Origin of the sequence: Streptomyces sp. NPDC086554 (genome assembly GCF_040686095.1) — a bacterium.
GTDB lineage: Bacteria > Actinomycetota > Actinomycetes > Streptomycetales > Streptomycetaceae > Streptomyces.
The window spans coordinates 237,170-260,948 of record NZ_JBFBJK010000011.1 but is presented as its reverse complement, the minus strand read 5'-3'; the positions used below and the strand labels follow the sequence as shown (position 1 = coordinate 260,948).

Here is a 23,779-nt window from a genome sequence, read left to right as displayed (position 1 = left end):
TCGATACCGGGTCGTGTGAAGACAACCACGGCCCCGCTACAAGGAGTTAACAAGTGGCACGCGTCAAGCGGGCAGTCAACGCCCACAAGAAGCGTCGGGCGATCCTCGAAGCGGCCAGCGGCTACCGCGGCCAGCGGTCGCGCCTGTACCGCAAGGCCAAGGAGCAGGTCACCCACTCCCTGGTCTACAACTACAACGACCGCAAGAAGCGCAAGGGCGACTTCCGTCAGCTGTGGATCCAGCGCATCAATGCCGCTGCCCGCGCCAACGGCATCACCTACAACCGCTTCATCCAGGGTCTGAAGGCCGCCAACATCGAGGTGGACCGCAAGATTCTCGCGGAGCTGGCCGTCAACGACGCGAACGCCTTCGCGGCGCTCGTTGAGGTTGCGCAGAAGGCTCTGCCGTCGGACGTCAACGCGCCGAAGGCTGCCGCCTAAGCCGTGCGTTGAGCTGAGCCGTGACCGGACCCGCAAGCCTGTGGCTTGCGGGTCCGATTGCGTCCGCTGTCTGCCGACTGCGGGTCGTGGGGGCTGGTCGCGCAGTTCCCCGCGCCCCTTACGGGGCCCGACCGCCCCCGTTCAATTCCCGCACCCCGAAGGTGACTTGATGCCCGCCGCTCCTGAGCTGATCTCCTCCAAATCCCCCCGCGTCAGCGCCGCACGGCGGCTGGCCAAGCGGAACTTCAGGGGTAAGGAGCAGCTGTTTCTCGCCGAGGGGCCACAAGCCGTGCGGGAGGCCGCTGCCTACTCGGACACGCTGGTGGAGCTGTTCGCGACCGTCGACGCCGCCGAGCGGTACGCCGACATCGTGGGGGAGGCCCGCGCCGCCGGGGCCCGGGTGCATCTCGCCGACGAGGACGTCATCGCCGACATCTCGACGACCGTGACGCCTCAGGGGCTCGTCGGGGTCTGCCGGTTTCTGGACACGCCCTTCGAGGACATCCTCGCCGCCCGGCCCAAGCTCGTCGCCGTGCTCGCGCACGTCCGCGACCCCGGGAACGCAGGCACCGTGCTGCGGTGCGCCGATGCCGCGGGTGCCGAGGCGGTGATCCTCACGGACGCCTCCGTGGATCTCTACAACCCCAAGTGCGTGCGCGCCTCGGTCGGTTCGCTCTTCCATCTGCCCGTCGCCGTCGGCGTACCCGTCGAGCGGGCCGTGCAGGGGCTGAAGGACGCGGGCGTACGCATCCTCGCCGCCGACGGAGCGGGCGAGGACGACCTCGACGACGAGCTCGACAAGGGCACCATGGGGACGCCGTCCGCCTGGGTCTTCGGCAACGAGGCCTGGGGGCTTCCGGAAGAGACCCGCGCACTCGCCGACGCCGTGGTGCGCGTTCCGATCCACGGCAGAGCCGAGAGCCTCAACCTCGCGACGGCGGCGGCGGTGTGCCTCTATGCCTCCGCCCGTGCACAGCGTGCCGTGGGAGGGTGCCGTTCCGTAACCCCCAGCTAGTAGTGTGACGGGCTCGGGGGCCCACGCCGGTCCGAGAGGTGGGGTACGGGGAATGAGCATCGGCACGAGCAGATCACCGGGAGCGCAGACCGTCCTGCGCACCCGCGCGGACCCGGGCGGGCTCGGCAGCCTGGGCCTGGACCCGGACGAGCTGCCCGACGGCCTCGTCGTCGCGGACGAGACGGGCCACGTCATCTGCTTCAACACCGCGGCCGCACGCATCACCGCGGTCCGTGCCGCCGACGCCCTGGGCTCCCCGCTGGAGCTCGCCCTGCCTTTAGAGGACCTCGAAGGGCGCCGCTGGTGGCAGCTCACCGATCCGTACGGCGGCCTCGCCACCCGCTTCGCCCAGCCCGAGCGCAATCTGCTGCTCCCCGGCGGGCGTGAGGTCCTCGTCTCCGCGCGCTATGTGCGCACCGCGCCCACCGGGCCCGTCCGCCGTGTCGTCGTGTCCATCCGCGACACCGAGGCCCGCCGCCGCACCGAACGCAGCCATGCCGAGCTGATCGCCACGGTCGCCCATGAGCTCCGCTCGCCCCTCACCTCCGTCAAGGGCTTCACGGCGACGCTGCTCGCCAAGTGGGAGCGGTTCACCGACGACCAGAAGAAACTGATGCTGGAGACGGTGGACGCCGACGCCAACCGCGTCACCCGGCTCATCGCCGAGCTCCTCGATATTTCAAGGATCGACTCCGGGCGGCTCGAACTGCGCCGGCAGCCCGTCGACATCGGCGCAGCCGTCGGCCGCCACGTCCAGGCCCATGTCGCCTCGGGCCAGGACGCGGACCGCTTCCTCGTACGGATAGAGCAGCCGCTGCCCGACCTCTGGGCCGACCCCGACAAGATCGACCAGGTGCTCAGCAACCTCCTGGAAAATGCCGTGCGGCACGGCGAGGGAACCGTCACCATTGATGTGGCGTCCTCGGTGACCTGCTCGACGGCCGTGACCGTGAGCGACGAGGGCCCCGGCATTCCGGAGGAATCGATGGGCCGTGTCTTCACCCGCTTCTGGCGGGGCAGCAAGCGCGGCGGGACGGGACTTGGCTTGTACATCGTGAAGGGCATCGTGGAGGCGCACGGCGGGACGATCACCGTCGGCCGCGCGCCGGCCGGCGGCGCTCAGTTCCGATTTACGTTGCCCGTGGGCACTCCGGCGTATCTCCTCTGATCATCACTGATCACCTTTGATCCGCCCGAGCACCGCCCGCGGGCTCATTCACCTGCGCCACCCCCGTTAGACTCGATCCTTGGCACGTTTGCGTCCCCCTATGTGGACGATTCGTCTCCGAGTCGTAGACGGGGACCATCACCAGCCAACCGGAAGCACGGGAAGAGATGTCGGCACCGAACAAGTCGTACGACCCTGTTGAGGTCGAGGCACTGAAACCTGAAGAGATCGAGCGCATGCGGGACGAGGCGCTCGCCGCCTTCGCCGCCGCGGACTCCCTCGACGCACTCCACGAGGCCAAGGTCGCGCACACCGGCGGCACCTCGCCGCTGGCGCTCGCCAACCGCGAGATCGGCGCGCTGCCCCCGCAGGCCAAGGCCGAGGCCGGCAAGCGCGTCGGCATGGCGCGCGGCGCGGTGAGCAAGGCCCTGGCCGCCCGCCAGTCCGAGCTCGAGGCCGAGCGCGACGCCCGGGTCCTGGTCGAGGAGGCGGTGGACGTCACGCTGCCGTACGATCGCGTCCCGGCCGGTGCCCGGCACCCGCTGACCACGTTCATGGAGCGCGTCGCGGACGTCTTCGTCGCCATGGGCTACGAGATCGCGGAGGGCCCCGAGGTCGAGGCGGAGTGGTTCAACTTCGACGCCCTGAACTTCACCCCGGACCACCCGGCCCGGCAGATGCAGGACACGTTCTTCGTAGAGGGCCCCAAGGGGACCGAGGGAGACGAGTCGGGTGTCGTACTGCGGACGCACACGTCCCCCGTGCAGGCCCGCGCGATGCTCGACCGCGAGCCGCCCGTCTACATCGTCTGCCCCGGCCGTGTGTACCGCACGGACGAGCTGGACGCGACGCACACCCCGGTCTTCCACCAGATCGAGCTGCTCGCCGTGGACGAGGGCCTGACCATGGCCGACCTCAAGGGCACCCTGGACCACATGGTCCAGTCGCTCTTCGGCGCGGGCATGAAGACGCGGCTGCGCCCGAACTACTTCCCGTTCACCGAGCCGTCCGCCGAGATGGACATGGTCTGCTACGTGTGCCGTGGCGAGTCCGTGGGCAACCCGGACCGCCCCTGCCGCACCTGCGGCAGCGAGGGCTGGATCGAGCTGGGCGGCTGCGGCATGGTCAACCCGAAGGTGCTCACCGCCTGCGGCGTCGACCCCCAGAAGTACAGCGGATTCGCCTTCGGGTTCGGCATCGAACGGATGCTGATGTTCCGCCACAACGTCGAAGACATGCGAGACATGGTCGAGGGTGACATCCGGTTCACCCGGCCCTTCGGGATGGAGATCTGATGCGGGTCCCGCTTTCCTGGCTGCGGGAGTACGTCGATCTCCCCACCACCGAGACCGGCCGTGACGTACAGGCCAAGCTGATCGAGGTCGGCCTCGAGGTCGAGACCGTCGAGCAGCTCGGCGCCGGCCTCACCGGCCCCCTGGTCGTCGGCAAGGTCCTCACCATCGAGGAACTGACGGAGTTCAAGAAGCCCATCCGCTTCTGCACCGTCGACGTCGGTCAGGCCAATGGCACGGGCGAGCCGCAGGAGATCGTCTGCGGAGCGCGCAACTTCGCCGTCGGCGACAAGGTCGTCGTCGTGCTGCCCGGCGCCGTCCTGCCCGGCGACTTCAAGATCGCCGCGCGCAAGACGTACGGCAAGACCTCGCACGGCATGATCTGCTCCGGCGACGAGCTGGGCATGGGCGACGACGGCAGCGGCGGCATCATCGTGCTTCCGCCCGAGCACGAGGTCGGCACCGACGCCATCGAGCTGCTCGAGCTGGTCGACGAGGTCCTGGACATCGCCGTCACGCCCGACCGCGGCTACGCCCTGTCGATGCGCGGCGTCGCCCGCGAGACCGCCACCGCGTACGGCCTGCCGCTGCGCGACCCGGCGCTCCTGGACGTGCCCGCGCCGAACTCCGCCGGCTACCCGGTGAAGATCTCCGACCCGCGTGGCTGCGACCGCTTCACCGCGCGCACGGTCACGGGCCTGCAGCCCGAGGCCCGCTCGCCGATCTGGCTCAAGCGCCGCCTGCAGAAGGCGGGCATGCGCCCGATCTCGCTCGCCGTCGACATCAGCAACTACGTGATGCTGGAGCTCGGCCAGCCGCTGCACGCGTACGACCGCTCCCGCATCGAGGGCACGATCGGCGTGCGCCGGGCCGAGCAGGGCGAGAAGTTCACGACACTCGACGGCGCCAAGCGCGTCCTCGACGCCGAGGACCTGGTCATCACCGACGACCGCGGCCCGATCGGCCTTGCGGGCGTCATGGGCGGCGCCAACACCGAGATCGCGGATCACGAAGAGGCTGCCGGTACCACCGACGTCGTCGTCGAGGCCGCGCACTTCGACGCGATCTCCATCGCCCGCACCGCCCGGCGCCACAAGCTGCCCTCCGAGGCGGCCAAGCGCTTCGAGCGCGGCGTCGACCCGCAGGCCGCGTCCGCCGCCGCGCAGCGCACGGTGGACCTGCTCGTCCTCCTTGCGGGCGGCACCGCCGACGCCGGGGTCACCGAGGTCATCGCGCCCTCCGCGCCCCGCACGATCAGCATGCCCGCCGACCATCCGGACAAGGTCGCGGGCATGGACTACGGCCGCGAGACCGTCGTCCGCCGCCTCCAGGAGGTCGGCTGCGACGTCTACGGCCAGGACGCCCTGACGGTCACCGTGCCGTCCTGGCGCCCCGACCTGACCGAGCCGAACGACCTCGCCGAAGAGGTCATCCGGCTCGAGGGGTACGAGAACCTGCCGTCGACGCTGCCCAAGCCCCCCGCGGGCCGTGGCCTGACCGACCGGCAGCGGCTGCACCGCCGCATCGGCCGCGCCCTTGCGGGCAGCGGTTTCGTCGAGGCGCCGAACTACCCGTTCATCGGCGAGCAGGTCTTCGACCAGCTCGGCCTGGAGCCCGGCGACCCCAAGCGCCGCGTCGTGAAGCTGGCCAACCCGCTCTCCGACGAGGAGCCCGCGCTCCGTACGACGCTGCTTCCGGGGCTGCTCGGCGCGCTGCGCCGCAACGAGGGCCGGGGCAGCCACGACCTCGCGCTCTTCGAGACGGGGCTCGTCTTCGAGCCGCGCGAGGAGCAGCGCATCGCCGTGCGGCTGCCCGTCGACCGGCGTCCCACCGACGAGGAGATCGCCTCCCTGACCGAGGCGCTCCCCGTCCAGCCGCGGCATGCCGCTGTCGTCCTCGCGGGCGCCCGCGAGCAGGCCGGCTGGTGGGGCAAGGGCCGTCCGGCGGACTGGGCGGACGCGGTCGAGGCCGCGCGCACCCTTGCCGCCGAGTCGGGCACCGAACTGCTCGTGCGCCAGGGCCAGTACGGTCCCTGGCACCCGGGCCGGTGCGCCGAGCTCGCCGTGGTGATCGACGGCGCCGAGCAGGTCATCGGGTACGCGGGTGAGCTGCACCCGCGCGTCGTCAAGGCGCTGGGTCTGCCCGCGCGCACCTGCGCGATGGAGCTCGACCTGGACCGTCTGGAGGACGCGAGCGCCGGTGTCCCGCAGGGGCCGAAGATCTCCACCTTCCCGGTCGCCACGCAGGACGTCGCGCTCGTCGTGGACGGGAACGTCCCGGCCGCCGACGTCGAGAAGGTGCTGCGCGAGGGAGCGGGTGAACTCCTTGAGTCCATCCGCCTGTTCGACGTCTTCACCGGCGAGCAGATCGGCGCGGGCAAGAAGTCGCTTGCGTACGCGCTGCGCTTCCGCGCGGCCGACCGCACGCTGACCGTCGACGAGGCCTCCGCGGCCCGTGACGCGGCCGTCGCCCTCGCGGCGGAGCGGACGGGTGCGGTGCTGCGCGGAGCGTAGTCACCCCCTGTAGTCGTCGCCAGGCGCACAAGGGGCGCAAAGAAGGGCGTATCCGGACCTCCGGGTACGCCCTTCACTCGTTTGAGTGACTAGTAAGCCCTCTCTGGCCCGATCGGCCCATGCGGTCGACAGAATCTATCCGGCCGCAGGGGCTGATCCGCGCGGCTGCACGGCCTGCACGCTGAACAGGGCCTTAAGGGGGGCCGTCGGCATGATCCGTATCAGGGCTGGAGCTCCCCGCCGGATGTTGCTCACGGCGCGGCGCCGGGGCAGGTTCCGGGCGAGGACCGGAGCGCCGACCGGAGCGCCGACCGGACGGAGGCTGCCCCGTGCCGACCCGCCGCGGATCCGGCGCGCGCTCACGCTCGGTCTGCCGACGGTGTGGGGCGCCGTCGCCACCACGTACAAACTCGCCTGCCCGCTCGCCCAGCAGGACGGCCTCGGCGCCCGGATCGTCACCAGCGCCGTCTTCTTCGCGGTCGGCACGGGTCTGATACTGCACGTCCGAGGCGTTCTGCTGCGGGAGTTGCGGCAGCTGCGCGAGGTCGCCGGAGCCGCCCAGAACGTGCTCCTTCGGCCGCTGCCGCCGCGCGTCGAGGGTCTCACCGTCGCGGCCGGGCGGCTCTCCGCATCCCGGGGCGCCTCCGTCGGCGGCGATCTGTACGAGGTCGCGGCCACCGACCATGGCGTCCGCGTCGTCATGGGCGATGTCCGCGGGCACGGCCTCGCCGCGCTCGCGACGGCCGCCGCGGTGCTCGGCAGCTTCCGCGATGCGGCGTACGAGGAGCCCGAACTGCCCCTCGTGCTGCGGCGGTTGGAGCGGGCCCTCGGGCGGCATCTGCGCGAGCGGTCGCGGGCCGAGCATCCGGCGGGCGGCGGAGCGGCGCCCGAGAGTCCCGTGGCCGAGGAGTTCGTGACCGTACTCCTGATGGAGATCGGTCCGGACGGCGAGGTGACCGCGCTGAACTGCGGTCACCCCTGGCCGCACCGCCTGAGCGGCCGGGCCGAGCCGGTCCGCGGCGGTGAGCCGCTGCCGCCGCTCGGGCCCTTTCCGCTGCCGGCCGAACTGCCCCTGCTGCACTGCGGTTCGCTCCTTCCGGGGGAGGCGCTCGTGCTGCACACGGACGGGATGGAGGACGCGCGGGACGCGGCCGGGCGGTTCTTCCCGTTACAGGCGGCGCTCACCGAAGCGGTGCGGGTCCCGCCGGTGGTGCCGCAGGCCGTGATCCGCGCGGTGTACGACCAACTCCTGCGCCACACCGGACGGTTGCCCGCCGACGACGCGGCGCTGCTCGTCCTGCGCAACGACCGCAAGCGGGTGCCCTTACAGGGTGAGGCGGTGCGCAGCGCGAGCACGATGAGCTGACGCCAGGTCACGATGAACTGACGCCAGGTCACGATGAACTGACGCCTGGTCAGCCGGCCGTCGGCGCCGGCCATGCGCCGCCCGGCCCCGCCTTGGAGTTGTCGGGCAGACAGCGGGGCGGACGGCGCCAGTGAGGGCCGCCGCACTTTTCGAGGGGGAGCCGGCGGCCCGGCCGGCCTCCTTGTGAGGAATCTCAGTCAAGCGTGACGGGAGTGGCCGCGGGCAGAGCGCGCACCCCCCGGATTCGCGCACTCCGTTCACACCCCGTGTGAAGACACCTCTACTACGCTGGCCACACCGAGCCACCGGAGGGCCTCCATGCAGCCCAACACCCTGCTCGACGCGATCCTCGACGAAGCCGGAATCTCCCACGCGGGCCTGGCCGCCCATGTCAACCAGGCCGGGAAGCGGCGAGGTCTCGCGTTGCGCTACGAACACACCGCCGTCTCCCGCTGGTTGAAGGGCCAGCGTCCGCGCGGCCAGGTGCCCGACCTGATCTGTGAAGTCCTCGCGGGGCGGCTCCAGCGCCCCGTGACCCTCGACGACATCGGCCTCGGCGTGCCGGGCCTGCCGGCCGCGAGACTCGGCTCCGCGGCCTCGACGCTTTCGGGGTTCGTGGAACGGGCCACCGCACTGTGGCGCTCCGACGAACAGCAGCGCCCGCATCTGCTCGGCGCCCCCGCGGTCACCGGCACCCCCGCGGTGATGCCCGTGTGGGAGTGGGAGAACCCGCCCGAGGACGTGGACGTCTCACGCGGCGGACGGCACCCCGTCAGCACGGCCGACATCGACATGATGCGCGCGGCCCGTGCCCACTACGAGCAGATGTACCGCAAGACGGGCGGCATCGCGACGCGCACCCGCATCGTCGGCTTCCTCAACGCCGAGGCGGCGCCGCTGCTCCGCGGCAGCTACACCGACGCGACAGGGCGCCAACTGCACCGCTCCACCGGCGGGTTGGTGGCCATCGCGGGCATCTGCGCCTACGACTCGGACGCGCACGGCCTGGCCCAGCGCTACTTCCACCAGGCCCTGCGCCTGGCAAAGGCCAGCGGTGACCGGGGACTTGGCGCCTATGTCATCGCGCTTCTTGTCAACCAGTCCCTGTTCATGCGGGAGTTCCGGCAGGCGGTGGCCTTCGCGGAGGCCGCGCTGCGCGCCGCGGGGCGCGACCTCACCCCGGCACTCGCCTCCGATCTGTACGCCATGCAGGCCAAGGCGTACGCGCATCTGGGCGACGGCAGGAGCGCGCTGTCCTGCATCCGGCGTGCGGAAGCCGCGGCGGACCGGATCCTGCGGGGACGCGAGCCGGCCGAGACCGGCTATGTCCAGCCCGGACTCGTCAACGTACAAGTGGCGGAGGCGCTGCTCAGCCTCGGCGACCTCACGGGAGCACGTGAACACGCGGCGGCCGCCGTGGACACCCCGGCGCACGACCGGGGCCGGGTCCACCGGCTCGCCATGCTCAGCCAGATCGAACTGCGCCAGGGGAACACCGACGAGGCCGTGGCCACGGCGGTGGAAATGGCAGAACAGGCACGGGGGATGGAGTCCCAGCGGCTGCGCGACCGGCTGCGGGCTGTGCGTGAGCATCTCGTACGCAGCGACTGCGCGGGCACGGCCGAGGCGGCCGAGCTGATCGACGGGGCACTGCGCGTACCCCTGTGAATTGAATCGCGTACCACTGCTCTGACCACCCTGCTGCTGCGATATTGCCATCTACTCGGCGGAAGGTGGCAGAACCGTGCAGTGGACGAAACAAAGCGAACAAACTGTGTATGGAAATCGATGGTTCACCGTCAACCTCGCGGATGTCGAACTGCCGGACGGCCGGCATCTCGACCACTTCCTGATACGGCTGCGGCCGGTCGCCGTGGCCACCGTCGTCAATGAGGCCAACGAGGTGCTGCTCCTTTGGCGGCACCGCTTCATCACCGACAGCTGGGGCTGGGAACTGGCCGCGGGTGTCGTCGAGGACGGCGAGGACATCGCGTATGCGGCGGCCCGCGAGATGGAGGAGGAGACAGGCTGGCGGCCGGGCCCGTTACGGCACTTGATGAGTGTCGAGCCGTCCAACGGGCTCACCGATGCCAGGCACCACATCTACTGGTCGGACGAGTGCACCTACATCGGCCATCCCGAGGACGACTTCGAGTCCGACCGCCGTGAATGGGTCCCACTCAAACTCGTCCCCGACATGGTGGCCCGTGGTGAGGTCCCGGCCGCCAACATGGCGGCGGCGCTGCTGCTCCTGCACCACCTGCGACTTGGTCAGGACGCGCACTAGTGGCCGATGGCCTGCCAGACCGCCACGGCGAGCGCGCCTACCGCCGTGAGGGCGAGAAGGGCGGGCAGCGGCCAGCGAGTGTGCTCGAGTGCGGCGATCCGCACGGTCAGTTCGTCCTGGTTCTTTACGCTCTGTTCGTCGTGTTGGGTGAGCAACGCCAGCTGTCCGTCGACGCGGGCCAGACCCACGTCCAAGCTGCGGCGTAACTCGGCGAGTTCGTGCGGGACCACGCGATGCTCGGGGTCGGCGGTCACGAGTCCGCTCCTTTCTGTAGCTGTCCATCCCCCTGATGCGCACGGAAAGTCAACTCGCCTGGTGGCCAAGGCGGGAGAGTGTGCGAAGGGCATATGCGAGCCCACTGCGCACACGGTGTGTGAACGCCGCGGGCCCGGCACTCTGTCGAGTGCCGGGCCCGCGTGCGGTACGAGATGTCAGGCGTAGGGGTAGAAGCCCGAGCCGGACTTGCGGCCGAGCCGGCCCGCGTCCACCATCCGCTGGAGCAGCGGGGGAGCGGCATACAGCGGCTCCTTGTACTCGGCGTACATGGAGTCGGCGACCGAGGCGACCGTGTCGAGGCCGATCAGGTCGGCGAGCTTGAGCGGACCCATCGGGTGGGCGCAGCCCATCTCCATGCCGTTGTCGATGTCCTCGCGGCTTGCGATGCCCGACTCGAACATCCGGATCGCGGAGAGCAGATACGGGATGAGCAGCGCGTTGACCACGAAGCCCGAGCGGTCCTGGGCGCGGATCGCGTGCTTGCCGAGGATCTTCTCGACCATGGCCTGCGCGCGGCTGATCGTCCCCTCGGACGTCGTGAGCGCGGGGATCAGCTCGACGAGCTGCTGCACCGGGGCCGGGTTGAAGAAGTGGATGCCGATGACCTGGTCGGGACGCGAGGTCGCGACGGCCAGCTTCACCAGCGGGATGGAGGAGGTGTTGGAGGCGAGGATCGCGTCCTGCCGGGTCACCACCTGGTCGAGCACCTGGAAGATCTCGGTCTTGACCGCCTCGTTCTCGACGACGGCCTCGATCACCAGGTCGCGGTCGGAGAACTCCCCGAGGTCGGTGGTGAAGCTGAGCCGGGCGAGCGTCTCGTCCCGCTCCTCTTCCGTGATCTTGCCGCGTTCGGCGGCCTTGGAGAGGGAGTTGTAGAGCCGGGTGCGGCCGATCTCCAGGGCCTCGCCGGTGGTCTCCGCGACCATCACATCCAGTCCGGAGCGGGCGCAGACCTCCGCGATCCCGGCGCCCATCTGGCCGCAGCCCACTACTCCGACGCGTTCGATGTCGGGCATAGAGTCGGTCACCTCGTGCCTTTCGCTGATCAACGGGCCGGCAGGTCCCCCGTTCGGTCGCGGTGCCTGCCCCGCCGAAGAACGTTACTCCCGAACCTCCCGTGCATGACGTGCCGGGTCGGGCATGCTGTCCGGGACAAGCAGCGGTTCTGGCGAATATCGGGCCCAGGAGGCGAGCGGATGAGGCGTATGTCACGCCGTGGATTCACGGTGGCGGCGGCCGCGATGGTGGCGGGGCTCACAGCGGCGGGCGACGCGGCGGCAGTTCCCCGACGCGCTCCGTCACGACGTGAACTGCGGGGGATGTGGCTGGCGAGCGTCGCCAATCGGGACTGGCCGTCGAAGCCGGGCCTCACCGCGGACGAGCAGCGTGCCGAGCTGATGGCGCATCTCGACACGGCCGTGCGGCGCCGGCTCAACGCCGTGATCTTCCAAGTGCGGCCCACCGCCGACGCGTTGTGGCCCTCGCCGTACGAGCCGTGGGCGGAGTGCCTCACCGGGGTGCAGGGCAAGCACCCCGGCTGGGACCCGCTGGGCACCGCCGTGCACGAGGCACACCGCAGAGGGCTCGAACTGCACGCCTGGTTCAACCCCTTCCGCATCGCCAACCACACCGACCCCTCGCGCCTGGTGCCGACGCATCCCGCACGCCTGCACCCGGAGTGGGTCGTGCCGTACGGCGGGAAGCTCTACTACAACCCCGGCCTGCCCGAGGTGCGGCGCTTCGTCCAGGACGCGATGCTCGACGCCCTGCGCCACTACGACATCGACGCGGTGCACTGGGACGACTACTTCTACCCGTACCCGGTCGCGGGGCAGGTCTTCGACGACGACGAAGCCTTCGCGCGCTACGGCGGCGGCTTCCCGGACCGGGCCGCCTGGCGCCGGGACAACATCGACCGCCTGGTGCGCGAGATGGGCCAGCGGGTCCACAAGGTGCGCAAGGGCGCGGAGTTCGGTATCAGCCCCTTCGGGGTCTGGCGCAACGCCTCCACCGACCCGCTCGGTTCGGACACCCGGGCGGGCGTGCAGACCTACGACAACCTGCACGCCGACACCCGCGGCTGGGTCAAGAAGGGCTGGATCGACTACGTCTGTCCGCAGCTGTACTGGAACCTCGGCTTCACGGCCGCGGACTACGGCAAGCTGCTGCCCTGGTGGGCCGATGTCGTCGAGGGCACGGGCGTACGCCTCTATGTGGGCGAGGCCCTGTACAAGGCGGGCGACCCGGCGCAGGCCGCGCCCTGGCACGACCCGGCCGAGCTGTCGCGCCACCTCACCTACGCCAAGGGGTTCCCGCAGGTGCGCGGGCACGTCTTCTTCTCGGCGAAGGAGGTGGGCGTCGACAGGATCGGCGCCATGGCACGGGTGGTCGCAGACCACTATCAGGAGCGTGGCTGGCCCTGATGCCAGGAGCGCGCGGGGCCCTGACTCATTCTTCGCTGGGCTCGAAGTGCCGCACGACGGTGTCGGGACCCGGCGACATCAGGGTCTCGTGACCGTCCTCGAACCGGACGCGGTACGGCGGTGTGCCGTCCTCGCCGAGCACCTCGATGACCTCCGCGGTCCGGTCGTGCTGTCCGACGATCCTGCCGTGCACCAATAGCCTGTCGCCTACGCTTGCACGCATTTGGAGCCAACTCCTCGTCCACCCGACGGTAGCGATCCGTGGCCATCAGTCTACGTCGGGTGGCGGGATGAGGCCCCTATACGCGGGCCCGTTGGGTGACGGCGATGCACACGAGGACGGCGGCGGCCGTCACTGGCGCGGCGATCGTGAGGTGCTCGCCGAGCAGGAACACCGACCAGACCAGGGTCAGCAGCGGCTGCGCGAGCTGGAGCTGGCTGGCCTTGGGTACGCCGATCACGGCCATGCCGCGGTACCAGACGACCAGGCCGAGGAACTGCGAGCCGATGGCGGAGTAGAGCAGCCCGGCGGTGCTGTGCCCGGTGAGCTCGAAGGACTCGTACCGGAGGGCGACGGCCGCCCCGGCCACGGCGAGCGGCAGACACAGGACGAGCGCCCAGCCGACGACCTGCCAGCCCGGCATCTCGCGGGCCAGCCGGCCGCCCTCGGTGTAGCCGGCCGCGCAGATCAGGAGCGAGCCGAAGAGATAGAGGTCGGCGGTGCTCAGGGCGCCGCCGCTCTGCTGCACGGTGAACGCGATCACCGCGGCCGCGCCCGCGAGGGCCGCCGTCCAGAACATCCGCGAGGGGCGGGCCCCCGTCCGCAGCACGGAGAACACGGCGGTGGTCAGCGGCAGCAGGCCCACGACCACGGCCGCGTGCGCGGTGGTGGAGGTCTGCAGGGCGAGCGTGGTGAGCAGCGGGAAGCCGACGACGACACCGGCGACGACGACCGCGAGCCCGGCCCAGTGGCGGCGCGCGGGGAACGGGATCCGCAGGGCGAGCAGCGCGCCGCCCGCGATGACCGCGCTCAGGGCGACCCGCAGGGCCACGAACGACCAGGGGCCGATGCCTTCGAGCCCCCAGGCGGTGGAGGGGAAGGTGAGCGAGAAGGCGGTGACGCCGAGCGCGGCCATGACGGTGCCGGCGCGGCGGGAGCCGTGCGGGGCCGGGTCGGGGCTCGTGGTGGCCCTGGGGGACGCTGCCTCGGCAACTGCTATCCGACTCGGGCGAGTAGCGCTATCCTGTGCTGTCATGCATGAGAGTAACAGTGGCGCTGAGTTGGCGAAACGGCTGAGGGATGAGCTGGACCGCTACTCTCCAGGTGGAAAGCTGCCGTCGAGCCGGGCGCTTGTCGACCGCTTCAGGGTGAGCCCGGTGACCGTGTCGCGGGCCCTTGCGCAGTTGGCCGCCGAGGGTCTCGTCGTCACACGGCCCGGCGCCGGTGTGTTCCGTGCGGAGCCGCAGGCCGCCCCCGCGCCGGCGGGGGACACCTCGTGGCAGGAGGTGTCGCTGAGCGCGGACTCGGCGGCGGAGCTGGTGCCGCGCGCGGTGGACGCCTCCGGTGTCCTGGTCACCCTCACGGCGCCGCCGCCCGGCGTCATCGAGTTCAACGGCGGCTATCTGCACTCCTCGCTGCAGCCCGAGCGCGCGATGGCGGCGGCCCTCGCGCGGGCGGGGCGGCGGCCCGGCGCGTGGGGGCGGCCGCCGGTCGACGGTCTTCCCGAGCTGCGGGAGTGGTTCGCGCGGGGTATCGGCGGCGCGATCACGGCCGCCGAGGTGCTGGTCACGGCAGGCGGGCAGAGCGCCCTCACCACGGCGCTGCGGGCGCTCGCCCCGCCGGGTGCCCCGGTCCTCGTCGAGTCGCCGACGTACCCCGGCATGCTCGCGATCGCCCGCGCGGCGGGCCTGCGTCCCGTGCCGGTGCCGGTCGACACCGACGGCGTACGCCCCGAGCTGCTCGAGGCGGCGTTCAAGGCCACCGGGGCGCGGGTCTTCGTCTGCCAGCCGCTGTTCCAGAACCCCACGGGAGCCGTGCTCTGCGCCGAGCGCCGCCCCGAGGTGCTGCGCATCGCCCGCGAGGCCGGGGCCTTCGTCGTCGAGGACGACTTCGTGCGCCGCCTGGTCCACGACGACGCGGGGCCGCTGCCGCGACCGCTCCAGTCCGACGACCCCGACGGCGTCGTGGTGCACGTCTGCTCGCTCACCAAGGCAACGTCGCCGAGCTTCCGGGTGGGTGCGCTCGTCGCCCGCGGTCCGGTCCTCGAACGGCTGCGCGCGATCCAGGTCGTCGACCACTTCTTCGTACCGAGACCGCTCCAGGAGGCGGCCCTCGAACTGGTCGGCTCACCGGCCTGGCCGCGCCATCTGCGCCAGGTGGCGGGCCAGTTGAAGGACCGCAGGGACGCGATGGCGGCGGCCCTGCGCATCGGCCTGCCCGAACTGGCCGTGCCGCACATCCCCGCCGGCGGCTACAGCCTCTGGCTGCGCCTTCCCGACGGCGCGAACGAGGCGGCGCTGGTGAGCGCGGCCCTGCGCGCGGGTGTCGCCGTCGCACCCGGCCGGCCGTACTTCGCGGCCGAACCCCCGGCGGCGCACCTGCGGTTGAGCTTCGCGGCGCTCGCCGGCGTGGGCGAGATCAAGGAGGGCGTGCGCAGGCTGCGCGCGGCGTGCGACGAGGGGTGGGGCGGGGCGGGGTGAAGGCCGTTCCAACGGGCGAAATCCGTTCGACGGCCCGGCGGGGCGGCTGCCAGCCTGCCCCCATGACCGATACGCACCAGACACTTCCCGCCGGCTACGAGCTCTCCACCGACCCCGCCCGTCTCGACGCCGAGCGCGTCCACCGATGGCTGTCCACCGACGCGTACTGGGCCCTTGACCGGCCCCGCGAGAAGCAGGACCAGGCGATCGCCGGATCGCTCAACTTCGGTGTGTACGAGGAGGTTTCCGGTGATCAGGTCGCCTATGCCCGGGTCGTGACCGATCACGCCACCTTCGCCTGGCTCTGTGACGTGTACGTCGACCGGGCGGTCCGCGGCAAGGGCTTGGGCGGCGCGCTCGTGGCGGGCGTCCGGGACCACCTGGAGCCGTGCGGCCTGCGCCGGATCCTGCTGGGCACGGCCGACGCGCACGGGGTGTACGAGAAGGTCGGCTTCAAGGCCCTTGAGGCCCCTGGGAATTGGATGGCGCTGGGGCGGCAGTGAGCGTTCGCGGGGGCGTCCGAGTCATCCGCGTACGCACGGTGAAACCTTGACCTGGGCTGCCGGGCACTCCAACATCACCGCATGCACGTACGCGTCACCCTCATCGCCGCCGCACGCAGCGCCTCGCTGCTCGCGGAGCGTTTCGACGACGACCGGCCCCTCGACCAGGCGGGCTGGCACGAGGTGCAGCTCGCCGCCCCCGCGCTGCTTCCGCTCGCCGCGGCCGAGCTGCGCTACTGCTCGCCCACGCCGCGCAGCCGCGGCACCGGCGACGCCCTGGGCTTCGCGCCGCTGGCCCAGCCGGCTCTGCGGGACTGCGACATGGGGCGGTGGCGCGGTCTGACCCTCGCCGATGTGACGGCGCGCGAGCCGGCCGCGGTCGACGCCTGGCTGCGGGATCCGCGCTCCGCGCCGCACGGCGGCGAGTCGCTGCTCGCGTTCATCTCGCGGGTCGGCGGCTGGCTCGACACGCGTCCGGTCGGTGACGGCTCCCGGATCCTCGCCGTGGCGGAGCCCGCGGTGGTCCGTGTGGCCCTCGTCTACGCCCTGAAGGCGCCCCCGTCGACGTACTGGAACATCGACGTCCGCCCCCTGTCGACGGTCACCCTGACCGGGCACGGCGGCCGCTGGAACCTGCGGATCGCGGGCGTGGGGGAGAGTGCCGCCGCGGTGTAGCGCGCTCAGTCCCGCCGCTGCCGGGTGTACTCGGTGGTGAGGATCAGGTCCTTGGCCGGGCCCGCGACCCGCCACCGCGTCCACCAGCGGTCCTCGTCGTACACCTCGAACTCGCCCCGGTAGAGGTCGAGCGCGCACGGATGGTCGGTGCGGTGCCGTCCGGTGCGCAGGTCCAGGTCGTGGAAGGGACGCCCGTCGGCGAAGCGGACATCCGCGGTGCCGGGCTCTTCGCCGGGCAGGAAGCGCAGGGTGCGCTCGGCGGGGCGTGCGGTGCCCTGCCAGGTGAAGGTGCCGGACTCGTGGTGCATCAGGCCGCCGTCGGCCCAGGTGAAGGCCGTCGTGCCCGAGAAGTGCCCCGCCGCGTCACCCGCCAGGTCCCGCGCCGTCCGCTCCACCTGCCAGGAGCCGGCCAGGTACGCAAGCACGTCGGGTACGCCGTACGGCTCGGCTGCTTCATCCAGCTCGGCTGCTTCATCCGGAATGGGCATGCCCCGCAGGCTACGCGGGGCCACTCCCGGGATGTCTACTTGTCGACGAACCCGAGGCTGCCCTCGTCGTACCGCGTCCCGGCGACCGCGCCCGCCGGCGCCGCCGCGTCGATCGCGGCCAGCTCGTCGGGGGAGAGCGCGAGGGTGGCGGCGGCCAGGTTCTCCGTGAGGTACTTCTCCCGGCGGGTGCCCGGAATCGGCACCACGTCGTCCCCGCGGTGCTGCACCCAGGCCAGAGCGAGCTGCCCCGCCGTGACGCCCTTCTTGGCGGCGAGCGCGTCCAGGGCCTCGACGACGGCCAGGTTCTTCTCCAGGTTCCCGTCGGCGAACCGCGGCTGGCCGCGCCGCATGTCGCCTTCCTGCAGGGCGTCGGTCGAGGTGTAGCGCCCGGTGAGGAAGCCGCGGCCGAGCGGCGAGAAGGGCACGAGCCCGATGCCGAGCTCCCGGCAGACGGGCGCGATCTCCTCCTCGAGGTCCCGGGTCCACAGCGACCACTCGCTCTGCAGCGCGGCGATCGGATGCACGGCGTGCGCCCGCCGGATGGTCCGCGCGCTGGCCTCGGAGAGCCCGAGGTGGCGCACCTTCCCGGCTTCGACGAGCTCGGCCATCGCGCCGACGGTCTCCTCGATCGGCACGCTCCGGTCCACGCGGTGCAGGTAGTACAGGTCGATGTGGTCGACGCCCAGGCGGCGCAGCGACGCGTCACACGCCTCTCGTACGTACGCCGCGTCGCCCCGGATCCGCGTCGGCTCGCCGAGCTTGTTGGCGAAGCCGAACTTCGTGGCGAGGACCGCCTCGTCGCGCCGCCCGGCCAGGGCGCGGCCGATCAGCTCCTCGTTGTGGCCCGCGCCGTAGAAGTCGGACGTGTCGAGGAGGGTGACGCCGAGGTCGAGCGCACGGTGGATGGTCGCGATGGACTGGGTGTCGTCCGAAGCGCCGTAGGCGTGACTCATCCCCATGCAGCCGAGTCCCTGCGCCGAGACGGTGAGTGCGCCGAGACGGCGTGTGGGAAGGGTGGTCATGCCGGTACCTCCAGGTGGAGCCAGGTGGACGTCTCCGACCTTAGGAGTTGGAGTCGACTCCAAGTCAAGCCGATTAAGCGGTGGTTGCGGTGCTCAGGCCTGGTCGGCCGCCTTGTGCAGCTCCGCCACAACGATCTTCTTCATGCCGAGCATGGCCTTCATGGCGCGCTGCGCCCGCCCCGCGTCCGGGTCGGCCAGGAGCTTGACCAGGTCCTGGGGGACGACCTGCCAGGACAGTCCGAACTTGTCCTTGAGCCAGCCGCACGGGCCCTCCTCGCCGCCCTCGGAGAGCTTCGTCCAGTAGTGGTCGACCTCTTCCTGGTCGGCACAGTCGATGCTGAGGGAGACCGCCTCGTTGAAGGTGAACTCGGGGCCGCCGTTGAGCGCCAGGTACGGCTGCCCGTCGAGCTCGAATTCGACGGTCAGCACGGTCCCGGCAGGCCGGGGGCCGGCCTCGCCGTAGTAGGAGACATTCGTGATCTTCGAGTTCGGGAAGACCGACACGTAGAACTTGGCGGCTTCCTCGCCCTGGGTGTCGAACCAGAGATTGGGCGTGATGCGGGGCATGGCTCTCTCCTGTCGCTCGGGTCTGTCTGCCTGTACTGACCGTGCCTCCCACGGAAACTCATCGCTGTGACGACGATCCCAAGGGTGTCTGCCGCCGCGTTGCATAAACGTGCAGCGACACGTATAGTCATGCCATCCAAGAGGAGGGTTCCATGGCGGTACGCGTAGCAGTGGCAGGGGCGAGTGGGTACGCGGGCGGTGAGCTGTTGCGTCTGCTGCTCGTCCATCCCGAGGTGGAGATCGGCGCACTGACCGCCAACTCGAACGCGGGTCAGCGCCTGGGCACGCTCCAGCCGCATCTGTTCCCGCTCGCCGACCGCGTCCTGGAGCCGACCACCACCGAGGTCCTCGCGGGCCACGATGTCGTCTTCCTCGCCCTGCCCCACGGGCAGTCCGCGGCCGTCGCCGAGCAGCTCGGCCCGGATGTCCTGGTCGTCGACATGGGCGCCGACTTCCGGCTGAAGGACGCGGAGGACTGGGAGAAGTTCTACGGCAGCGAGCACGCCGGTACGTGGCCCTATGGGCTGCCCGAACTGCCGGGCGCCCGCGCCGCCCTCGAAGGGGCCAAGCGCATCGCGGTGCCCGGCTGCTATCCGACCGCCGTCTCGCTCGCGCTCTTCCCGGCGTACGCCGCCGACCTCGTCGAGGCCGAAGCGGTGATCGTCGCGGCGTCCGGCACCTCCGGCGCGGGCAAGGCGGCCAAGCCGCACCTCCTCGGCTCGGAGGTCATGGGGAACATGTCGCCGTACGGAGTCGGAGGCGTGCACCGGCACACCCCCGAGATGATCCAGAACCTCTCCGCCGCCGCGGGCACCCCCGTCACCGTCTCGTTCACGCCGACCCTCGCCCCGATGCCGCGCGGCATCCTCGCCACCTGCAGCGCCAAGGCGAAGGACGGCGTCACCGCCGCGTCCGTCAGGGCCGCGTACGAGAAGGCCTTCGCCGACGAGCCGTTCGTCCACCTGCTCCCCGAGGGGCAGTGGCCGGCGACCGCCGCCGTGTACGGCTCGAACGCCGTGCAGATCCAGATCGCGTACGACGAGGCGGCGGGCCGCGTCATCGTGATCAGCGCCATCGACAACCTCACCAAGGGCACCGCGGGCGGCGCCCTGCAGAGCATGAACATCGCCCTCGGCCTCGACGAGGCCACCGGGCTCACTACGATCGGAGTCGCGCCGTGAGTGTGACGGCAGCCAAGGGATTCACGGCCGCGGGCATCGCCGCCGGGATCAAGCAGAACGGCAACCCGGACCTGGCCCTCGTGGTCAACACCGGGCCCCGCCTGGCCGCCGCGGGCGTCTTCACCTCCAACCGCGTCAAGGCCGCCCCCGTCCTCTGGTCGGAGCAGGTGCTCAAGGGCGGCCTGGTCTCCGCCGTCATCCTCAACTCCGGTGGCGCCAACGCCTGCACGGGCCCGCAGGGCTTCCAGGACACGCACGCCACGGCGGAGAAGGTCGCCGAGGTGCTCGACGGGGTGAATGCCGGCGAGGTCGCCGTCGCGTCGACCGGACTCATCGGCGTCACGCTGCCCATGGACAAACTGCTGCCGGGCGTCGAGACGGCCGCGGGCGAACTCTCCGCGCACGGCGGCGAGAAGGCCGCCATCGCCATCAAGACCACCGACAGCGTGCACAAGACGTCCGTCGCCACCTTGGACGGCTGGACGGTCGGCGGCATGGCCAAAGGCGCCGGCATGCTCGCGCCCGGCCTCGCCACGATGCTCGTCGTCCTCACCACCGACGCCGACCTGGAGGCCGACGTCCTGGACAGGGCGCTGCGGGACGCCACCCGGCTCACCTTCGACCGGGTCGACTCCGACGGCTGCATGTCGACCAACGACACGGTGCTGCTTCTCGCCTCGGGTGCGGCTCAAGTCACCCCGGAGTACGCCGAGTTCGCCGAGGCCGTGCGCGAGGTCTGCGACGACCTGGGGCGGCAGCTGATCGGTGACGCCGAGGGCGCGAGCAAGGACATCAAGGTCGAGGTCGTGAACGCGGCGAGCGAGGCCGACGCCGTCGAGGTCGGCCGGTCCATCGCCCGCAACAACCTCCTCAAGTGCGCCCTGCACGGCGAGGACCCCAACTGGGGCCGGGTGCTCTCCGCGATCGGCACCACGTCCGCCGCCTTCGAGCCGGACCACCTGAACGTCGCCATCAACGGCGTCTGGGTCTGCAAGAACGGCTCCGTCGGCGAGGACCGCGAGCTGGTCGACATGCGCTACCGGGAGGTCGTCATCACCGCCGACCTGGCGGCGGGCGACGAGACCGCGACCATCTGGACCAACGACCTCACCGCCGACTACGTCCACGAGAACAGCGCGTACTCGTCATGACCAAGGACAGCGGGAGCCAGCCCACCGCCCGGAAGCACACCGCGCTGCCCAAGGCGCAGATCCTCATCGAGGCGCTGCCCTGGCTGACCCGGCACCGCGGCAAGACCGTCGTCATCAAGTTCGGCGGCAACGCCATGATCGACGAGGAGCTGAAGGCCGCCTTCGCGCAGGACGTCGTCTTCCTGCACCACGCAGGCCTCAGGCCCGTCGTGGTGCACGGCGGCGGACCCCAGATCAGCAAGGCCCTCGACCGGCACGGCATCGTCAGCGAGTTCAAGGCGGGCCTGCGCGTCACCACCGAGGACGCCATGGACGTCGTACGCATGGTGCTCGCAGGACAGGTGCAGCGCGAGCTCGTCGGGCTGCTCAACCAGCACGGCCCGCTCGCCGTCGGCCTCACCGGCGAGGACGCGCACACCATCACCGCCACCAAGCACACGCCCCGCATCGAGGGCGAGCTGGTCGACATCGGCCGGGTCGGCGAGATCACCGAGATCGACACGGGCGCCATCGAGGCGCTGCTCGCCGACGGCCGCATCCCGGTCGTCTCCTCGATCGCCCGCTCCCAGGACGACGGACATGTCTACAACGTCAATGCTGATACGGCGGCTGCGGCACTCGCTGCGGCGCTGGACGCAGAGACCCTGATGGTCCTGACGGATGTCGAGGGCCTCTACGAGGACTGGCCCAACAGCGACGAGGTGATCAGCCGCCTGACCGCCGCCGAGCTGGAGAAGCTGCTGCCCGAGCTGGCGAGCGGCATGGTCCCGAAGATGGAGGGCTGCCTGCACGCCGTACGCAACGGCGTCGAGACGGCCCGCGTGATCGACGGCCGCGTCCAGCACTCGATCCTCCTTGAGATCTTCACCGACGAGGGCATCGGCACGATGGTCGTGCCCGACGCAGAGGCAGAGGGGGAAGCATGACCGGCAACCAGGAGCTGACCGCGCGCTGGCAGGGCGCGCTCATGGACAACTACGGCACGCCCAGGCTGCCCCTCGTGCGCGGCGCGGGCAGCAAGCTGTGGGACGCGGACGGCAACGAGTACGTCGACTTCGTCGGCGGCATCGCGGTCAACGCGCTCGGCCACGCCCACCCGGCGATCGTCGAGGCCGTGAGCAACCAGATCGGTTCCCTCGGCCACGTCTCGAACCTCTTCGTCGCCGAGCCGCCCGTCGCCCTCGCCGAGAAGCTCCTCCAGCTCTTCGGGCGCGAGGGGAAGGTGTACTTCTGCAACTCCGGCGCGGAGGCCAACGAGGGCGCCTTCAAGATCGGCCGCCTGACCGGCCGTTCCCACATGGTCGCCACCCAGGGCGGCTTCCACGGCCGGACGATGGGCGCGCTCGCGCTCACCGGCCAGCCCGGCAAGCAGGAGCCTTTCCTGCCGCTGCCCGGCGACGTCACGCATGTCCCGTACGGCGATGTCGCGGCCCTGCGCGCGGCCGTCACCACCGACACCGCCCTCGTGATCATCGAGCCCATCCAGGGCGAGAACGGCGTCGTCGTGCCGCCCGCCGGCTATCTGAAGGCGGCCCGGGAGATCACCGCGGCCACCGGGACGCTGCTCGTCCTGGACGAGGTGCAGACCGGAATCGGCCGTACCGGCCACTGGTTCGAGTACCTCGCGCACGAGGGCGTCCAGCCGGATGTCGTCACGCTCGCGAAGGGTCTCGGCGGCGGTCTGCCGCTCGGCGCGACCGTCGCGTTCGGCGCGGCCGCGGAGCTGTTCAAGCCCGGTCACCACGGCACTACGTTCGGCGGGAACCCGGTCGCGTGCGCCGCGGGCCTCGCCGTTCTGGACACCATCGAGGCCGAGGGCCTCCTGGAGAACACCAAGCGGGCGAGCGAGAAGCTGCGTGACGGAATCGAGTCACTCGGGCACCCGCTCGTCGGCCATGTCAGGGGCGCGGGCCTGCTGCTGGGTATCGTGCTCACCGAGCCGCTCGCGCCCCGGGCGCAGCAGGCGGCTCAGGACGCCGGCTTCCTGGTGAACGCGCCCGCCCCCGATGTCGTACGGCTGATGCCGCCGCTGAACGTCCGCGACGACGAGGTGGACGCGTTCCTCCAGGCGTTGCCGGGTGTCCTGGAAAATGCTGCCAGGGCTTTGAAGGCCGCCGAGGCCAACGGGGACGGACGATCCGGAGAATGAGACGACGATGAGTCATGCGCAAGGCAACGAGCACGCGGAGCACCCGGATCACACCGGGCCCGCGGTGCCGCAGACCCGCACCGCACGCCACCGCCGGATCGTGGACATCCTCAACCGGCAGCCGGTCCGCTCCCAGAGCCAGCTCGCGAAGCTGCTCGCCGACGACGGTCTGACCGTCACGCAGGCGACGCTCTCCCGCGACCTGGACGAGCTGAACGCGGTGAAGATCCGCAACGCCGAGGGCGACCTCATCTACGCGGTGCCGAGCGAGGGCGGCTTCCGCACGCCGCGGGCCCCGCTCGGCGAGTCCGCCAAGGAGGAGCGGATGCGCCGCCTCTCCGCGGAGCTGCTGATCTCTGCGGAGGCCTCGGCGAACCTCGTCGTCCTGCGCACCCCGCCGGGGGCCGCCCAGTTCCTCGCTTCGGCGATCGACCAGGCGGAACTGCACGACATCCTGGGCACCATCGCGGGGGACGACACGCTGATGCTGATCAGCCGGGAGGCAACGGGGGGTCAGGCTCTGGCGGATCATCTGCTGAGGCTGGCTTCGAACGAGCATTAGC

24 protein-coding genes are annotated in these 23,779 nt (G+C 71.1%); 17 read left to right on the top strand and 7 right to left on the bottom strand.

The window, feature by feature from the left end; translation table 11 throughout:
- Positions 1–53 precede the first annotated feature (53 nt).
- The 8 genes from rplT to AB0O76_RS20510 all read left to right on the top strand — a co-directional run bounded on the left by rplT (position 54) and on the right by AB0O76_RS20510 (position 10,081).
- The gene (gene rplT, locus AB0O76_RS20545) at positions 54–440 is read left to right on the top strand and encodes a 50S ribosomal protein L20 (RefSeq protein WP_360772118.1); all 387 of its coding nucleotides are present in this window, start codon (positions 54–56) and stop codon (positions 438–440) included.
- 169 nt (positions 441–609) lie between these two features.
- On the top strand, positions 610–1,455 hold the full coding sequence (locus AB0O76_RS20540; protein ID WP_365492956.1) for an RNA methyltransferase: 846 nt from the start codon (positions 610–612) through the stop codon (positions 1,453–1,455).
- Positions 1,456–1,507: 52 nt separating this feature from the next.
- Positions 1,508–2,623, top strand: coding sequence for an ATP-binding protein (locus AB0O76_RS20535; protein ID WP_365492953.1), 1,116 nt, complete (start codon positions 1,508–1,510; stop codon positions 2,621–2,623).
- 167 nt (positions 2,624–2,790) lie between these two features.
- Positions 2,791–3,918, top strand: a complete 1,128-nt coding sequence (gene pheS, locus AB0O76_RS20530; RefSeq protein ID WP_365492950.1) for a phenylalanine--tRNA ligase subunit alpha — start codon at positions 2,791–2,793, stop codon at positions 3,916–3,918.
- Entirely contained in the window at positions 3,918–6,428 is a 2,511-nt protein-coding gene (gene pheT / locus AB0O76_RS20525; protein ID WP_365492947.1) for a phenylalanine--tRNA ligase subunit beta, read from the top strand. Before pheS ends, pheT begins: the two co-directional genes overlap by 1 nt.
- A 211-nt stretch (positions 6,429–6,639) precedes the next feature.
- Complete coding sequence (locus AB0O76_RS20520; protein WP_365492944.1) at positions 6,640–7,794, top strand: PP2C family protein-serine/threonine phosphatase; 1,155 nt, start codon at positions 6,640–6,642, stop codon at positions 7,792–7,794.
- Positions 7,795–8,112: 318 nt separating this feature from the next.
- On the top strand, positions 8,113–9,462 hold the full coding sequence (locus AB0O76_RS20515) for a transcriptional regulator (RefSeq protein WP_365492941.1): 1,350 nt from the start codon (positions 8,113–8,115) through the stop codon (positions 9,460–9,462).
- A 76-nt stretch (positions 9,463–9,538) separates the two neighbouring features.
- Positions 9,539–10,081 (top strand): NUDIX hydrolase, encoded by a 543-nt coding sequence (locus AB0O76_RS20510; protein ID WP_360772101.1) that lies wholly within the window; start codon positions 9,539–9,541, stop codon positions 10,079–10,081.
- Here the strand turns inward: AB0O76_RS20510 and AB0O76_RS20505 are convergent.
- Entirely contained in the window at positions 10,078–10,335 is a 258-nt protein-coding gene (locus AB0O76_RS20505) for a hypothetical protein (RefSeq protein WP_135330413.1), read from the bottom strand. The two genes, AB0O76_RS20510 and AB0O76_RS20505, sit on opposite strands and share 4 nt — an antisense overlap.
- A 177-nt stretch (positions 10,336–10,512) precedes the next feature.
- A complete protein-coding gene (locus AB0O76_RS20500) occupies positions 10,513–11,373 on the bottom strand; it encodes a 3-hydroxybutyryl-CoA dehydrogenase (RefSeq protein WP_365492937.1) in 861 nt (286 codons plus the stop codon).
- Between the two features lie 180 nt (positions 11,374–11,553).
- On the opposite strand from AB0O76_RS20500, the gene AB0O76_RS20495 reads away from it, so the two are divergent.
- Complete coding sequence (locus AB0O76_RS20495) at positions 11,554–12,780, top strand: family 10 glycosylhydrolase (RefSeq protein ID WP_365492934.1); 1,227 nt, start codon at positions 11,554–11,556, stop codon at positions 12,778–12,780.
- Positions 12,781–12,805: 25 nt separating this feature from the next.
- Here the strand turns inward: AB0O76_RS20495 and AB0O76_RS20490 are convergent, their stop codons facing one another.
- Both AB0O76_RS20490 and AB0O76_RS20485 read right to left on the bottom strand, forming a co-directional pair.
- Complete coding sequence (locus AB0O76_RS20490; RefSeq protein ID WP_365492931.1) at positions 12,806–13,003, bottom strand: DUF1918 domain-containing protein; 198 nt, start codon at positions 13,001–13,003, stop codon at positions 12,806–12,808.
- 76 nt (positions 13,004–13,079) lie between these two features.
- On the bottom strand, positions 13,080–14,036 hold the full coding sequence (locus AB0O76_RS20485; protein ID WP_365492928.1) for a DMT family transporter: 957 nt from the start codon (positions 14,034–14,036) through the stop codon (positions 13,080–13,082).
- Here AB0O76_RS20485 and AB0O76_RS20480 point away from each other — a divergent pair.
- From AB0O76_RS20480 to AB0O76_RS20470, 3 genes are all read left to right on the top strand, one after another.
- The gene (locus AB0O76_RS20480; protein ID WP_365492925.1) at positions 14,035–15,480 is read left to right on the top strand and encodes a PLP-dependent aminotransferase family protein; all 1,446 of its coding nucleotides are present in this window, start codon (positions 14,035–14,037) and stop codon (positions 15,478–15,480) included. The genes AB0O76_RS20485 and AB0O76_RS20480 overlap by 2 nt on opposite strands.
- Positions 15,481–15,542: 62 nt before the next feature.
- Positions 15,543–15,983, top strand: a complete 441-nt coding sequence (locus AB0O76_RS20475; protein ID WP_365492923.1) for a GNAT family N-acetyltransferase — start codon at positions 15,543–15,545, stop codon at positions 15,981–15,983.
- An 81-nt stretch (positions 15,984–16,064) separates the two neighbouring features.
- The gene (locus AB0O76_RS20470) at positions 16,065–16,658 is read left to right on the top strand and encodes a histidine phosphatase family protein (RefSeq protein ID WP_365492920.1); all 594 of its coding nucleotides are present in this window, start codon (positions 16,065–16,067) and stop codon (positions 16,656–16,658) included.
- Positions 16,659–16,663: 5 nt separating this feature from the next.
- Here AB0O76_RS20470 and AB0O76_RS20465 read toward each other — a convergent pair whose 3' ends face one another.
- From AB0O76_RS20465 to AB0O76_RS20455, 3 genes are all read right to left on the bottom strand, one after another.
- Positions 16,664–17,146, bottom strand: coding sequence for a DUF6314 family protein (locus AB0O76_RS20465; protein WP_365492917.1), 483 nt, complete (start codon positions 17,144–17,146; stop codon positions 16,664–16,666).
- A 35-nt stretch (positions 17,147–17,181) separates the two neighbouring features.
- Positions 17,182–18,168, bottom strand: a complete 987-nt coding sequence (locus AB0O76_RS20460; protein WP_365492914.1) for an aldo/keto reductase — start codon at positions 18,166–18,168, stop codon at positions 17,182–17,184.
- A gap of 93 nt (positions 18,169–18,261) precedes the next feature.
- Complete coding sequence (locus AB0O76_RS20455; RefSeq protein ID WP_365492911.1) at positions 18,262–18,735, bottom strand: VOC family protein; 474 nt, start codon at positions 18,733–18,735, stop codon at positions 18,262–18,264.
- Between the two features lie 152 nt (positions 18,736–18,887).
- Here AB0O76_RS20455 and argC point away from each other — a divergent pair, with 152 nt between their 5' ends.
- From argC to AB0O76_RS20430, 5 genes are read left to right on the top strand one after another with little or no spacing between them, the layout of a single operon-like run.
- The gene (argC, locus tag AB0O76_RS20450; protein ID WP_365492908.1) at positions 18,888–19,916 is read left to right on the top strand and encodes an N-acetyl-gamma-glutamyl-phosphate reductase; all 1,029 of its coding nucleotides are present in this window, start codon (positions 18,888–18,890) and stop codon (positions 19,914–19,916) included.
- Positions 19,913–21,067: a bifunctional glutamate N-acetyltransferase/amino-acid acetyltransferase ArgJ gene (gene argJ / locus AB0O76_RS20445; RefSeq protein WP_365492905.1), complete on the top strand. Its 1,155-nt coding sequence runs from the start codon at positions 19,913–19,915 to the stop codon at positions 21,065–21,067. The genes argC and argJ overlap by 4 nt, the downstream gene beginning before the upstream one ends.
- Positions 21,064–21,993 carry an acetylglutamate kinase gene (argB, locus tag AB0O76_RS20440; protein ID WP_365492902.1) on the top strand — a complete coding sequence of 310 codons (930 nt, stop codon included), beginning with the start codon at positions 21,064–21,066 and terminating at the stop codon, positions 21,991–21,993. The genes argJ and argB overlap by 4 nt, the downstream gene beginning before the upstream one ends.
- On the top strand, positions 21,990–23,216 hold the full coding sequence (locus AB0O76_RS20435) for an acetylornithine transaminase (RefSeq protein WP_365492899.1): 1,227 nt from the start codon (positions 21,990–21,992) through the stop codon (positions 23,214–23,216). Before argB ends, AB0O76_RS20435 begins: the two co-directional genes overlap by 4 nt.
- A gap of 7 nt (positions 23,217–23,223) precedes the next feature.
- Positions 23,224–23,778 (top strand): arginine repressor, encoded by a 555-nt coding sequence (locus AB0O76_RS20430; protein WP_135330399.1) that lies wholly within the window; start codon positions 23,224–23,226, stop codon positions 23,776–23,778.
- Position 23,779 lies beyond the last annotated feature (1 nt).

Coding starts and splice junctions, on each gene's coding strand:
- AB0O76_RS20540 (WP_365492956.1), top strand. CDS start 610: ATGCCCGCCGCTCCTGAGCTGATCTCCTCCAAATCCCCCCGCGTCAGC.
- AB0O76_RS20430 (WP_135330399.1), top strand. CDS start 23,224: ATGAGTCATGCGCAAGGCAACGAGCACGCGGAGCACCCGGATCACACC.
- AB0O76_RS20475 (WP_365492923.1), top strand. CDS start 15,543: ATGACCGATACGCACCAGACACTTCCCGCCGGCTACGAGCTCTCCACC.
- AB0O76_RS20495 (WP_365492934.1), top strand. CDS start 11,554: ATGAGGCGTATGTCACGCCGTGGATTCACGGTGGCGGCGGCCGCGATG.
- AB0O76_RS20460 (WP_365492914.1), bottom strand. CDS start 18,168: ATGACCACCCTTCCCACACGCCGTCTCGGCGCACTCACCGTCTCGGCG.
- AB0O76_RS20465 (WP_365492917.1), bottom strand. CDS start 17,146: ATGCCCATTCCGGATGAAGCAGCCGAGCTGGATGAAGCAGCCGAGCCG.
- AB0O76_RS20490 (WP_365492931.1), bottom strand. CDS start 13,003: ATGCGTGCAAGCGTAGGCGACAGGCTATTGGTGCACGGCAGGATCGTC.
- AB0O76_RS20470 (WP_365492920.1), top strand. CDS start 16,065: ATGCACGTACGCGTCACCCTCATCGCCGCCGCACGCAGCGCCTCGCTG.
- AB0O76_RS20435 (WP_365492899.1), top strand. CDS start 21,990: ATGACCGGCAACCAGGAGCTGACCGCGCGCTGGCAGGGCGCGCTCATG.
- AB0O76_RS20455 (WP_365492911.1), bottom strand. CDS start 18,735: ATGCCCCGCATCACGCCCAATCTCTGGTTCGACACCCAGGGCGAGGAA.
- pheT (WP_365492947.1), top strand. CDS start 3,918: ATGCGGGTCCCGCTTTCCTGGCTGCGGGAGTACGTCGATCTCCCCACC.
- AB0O76_RS20480 (WP_365492925.1), top strand. CDS start 14,035: ATGCATGAGAGTAACAGTGGCGCTGAGTTGGCGAAACGGCTGAGGGAT.
- argC (WP_365492908.1), top strand. CDS start 18,888: ATGGCGGTACGCGTAGCAGTGGCAGGGGCGAGTGGGTACGCGGGCGGT.
- AB0O76_RS20485 (WP_365492928.1), bottom strand. CDS start 14,036: ATGACAGCACAGGATAGCGCTACTCGCCCGAGTCGGATAGCAGTTGCC.
- AB0O76_RS20500 (WP_365492937.1), bottom strand. CDS start 11,373: ATGCCCGACATCGAACGCGTCGGAGTAGTGGGCTGCGGCCAGATGGGC.
- AB0O76_RS20535 (WP_365492953.1), top strand. CDS start 1,508: ATGAGCATCGGCACGAGCAGATCACCGGGAGCGCAGACCGTCCTGCGC.
- AB0O76_RS20515 (WP_365492941.1), top strand. CDS start 8,113: ATGCAGCCCAACACCCTGCTCGACGCGATCCTCGACGAAGCCGGAATC.
- pheS (WP_365492950.1), top strand. CDS start 2,791: ATGTCGGCACCGAACAAGTCGTACGACCCTGTTGAGGTCGAGGCACTG.
- argB (WP_365492902.1), top strand. CDS start 21,064: ATGACCAAGGACAGCGGGAGCCAGCCCACCGCCCGGAAGCACACCGCG.
- AB0O76_RS20520 (WP_365492944.1), top strand. CDS start 6,640: ATGATCCGTATCAGGGCTGGAGCTCCCCGCCGGATGTTGCTCACGGCG.